2 protein-coding genes are annotated in these 1,429 nt (G+C 64.2%); one reads left to right on the top strand and one right to left on the bottom strand.

Annotated features, from left to right (window positions below; translation table 11 throughout):
- The coding region (locus tag EOA60_RS32790; RefSeq protein ID WP_164899762.1) for an EAL domain-containing protein at positions 1-790 on the top strand (790 nt) is incomplete at its 5' end.
- Positions 791-862: 72 nt separating this feature from the next.
- Here EOA60_RS32790 and EOA60_RS32785 read toward each other — a convergent pair.
- A partial coding sequence (locus EOA60_RS32785) for a class I SAM-dependent methyltransferase (RefSeq protein ID WP_164899761.1) occupies positions 863-1,429 on the bottom strand: 567 nt, incomplete at its 5' end.

Raw genomic sequence — 1,429 nt, 5'->3', positions numbered from 1 at the left:
GCAATGGATTGAATCGGAGCTGAAAACCGCCTTCGACCGCGGCGACTTCAACCTCCACTACCAGCCGCAATTCGACCTGCAGGGCGGCCGTGTCGTCGGCTATGAAGCGCTGATCCGGTGGAAGCATCCGGAACGCGGCATGATCCCGCCGATGGAATTCATTCCGATCGCCGAGGAAACCGGCATGATCAACCCGATCGGCGAATGGGTGCTGCGCAAGGCTTGCAGCGACGCCCAGTACCTGCCGGAGGATTGCTTCGTCGCCGTCAACATCTCGCCGGTCCAGTTCATGACCAGGGACTTCGTCGGCATCGTGCGCCAGACCATGGCATCGACCGGCATCAAGCCGTCGCGGCTGGAACTCGAAGTCACCGAAACGGCGATGATGCAGGACCGCGACCGCGCGGCCGTCATCCTGCGGCAACTCGCCGAGATGGGCATCTCGGTCGCCGTCGACGATTTCGGCACCGGCTATTCCAACTTGAGCTATCTGATCGACTTCTCGTTCGGCAAGCTGAAGATCGACCGCTCCTTCGTCAGCCGCATCGATACCGATTCCAGCTCGGGCGCTGTCGTCTCGACCATCGTCGGGCTATCGCGGGCGCTCGGCGTCGGCATCATCGCCGAAGGCGTCGAGACCGAGAACCAGGCGACGCTGCTGAGAGCCGCCGGTTGCGAGGTCGTGCAGGGCTATCTGTTCGGCCGCCCCGCGCCGCTCGAGATCGAGCTCGGCGCGTTGCGCCCTGTTCATGCCAGGCGCGAGCCGGCACGCCTCGTCAGCCTGCAGTAGGGCGCTGCATTCTTTTCCTGGAGCAATCACGGGGACGGAAAACCGTCTCACGCGCTTTTCCTGGAGTTGCTTTTAACGCCGCGCCGAAAACACCTTGAACATGCCATCGCGCGCAACCTCGGCGTGACTGGAGAAGGCTCCCGCCAGCACCTGTTGATAGGGCAACTGCCGGTTCGCCACCACGAACAGGCGTCCGCCTGGTTTCAGTGCCTTTGATGCCGCGCGGATCATGCCAGCGCCGATGCCCGGGTCGGCAGCCCTGCCGCTGTGGAAGGGCGGGTTCATGACGATCGCGTCGTAACCTCGCTCGACCGTTTCGGTCAGCAGATCGGTCCAGAAGAAGCGCGGCTCGACAGCGGTTGCGGGGATATTGACCCTTGCCGCCTCCAGGGCCTCGAAATCCGCTTCGTAGAGGTCGAGACCGGACAGCCCTGTCGAGCGTTCCATCACTTCGGCCGCCAGATAGCCCCAGCCGGCACAGAAATCGGCGACATTGCCCGCAAGCCCCTGCGGCAGGCTGTCCAGCAGAAGCTTCGATCCTGCGTCGACCCGATCGAAGGAGAACATGCCGGGCGCGGTGCGGAAGCGGCCTTCGACGACCAGATCGGGGTTGGCGGCGCGAAGCGCCCGGGCCGCATC

Source organism: Mesorhizobium sp. M1A.F.Ca.IN.020.06.1.1, from assembly GCF_004023265.1.
Taxonomy (GTDB): Bacteria; Pseudomonadota; Alphaproteobacteria; order Rhizobiales; family Rhizobiaceae; genus Mesorhizobium.
Note: the sequence above shows the minus strand (reverse complement) of the source record. Positions and strands in the feature narration are given on the sequence as shown.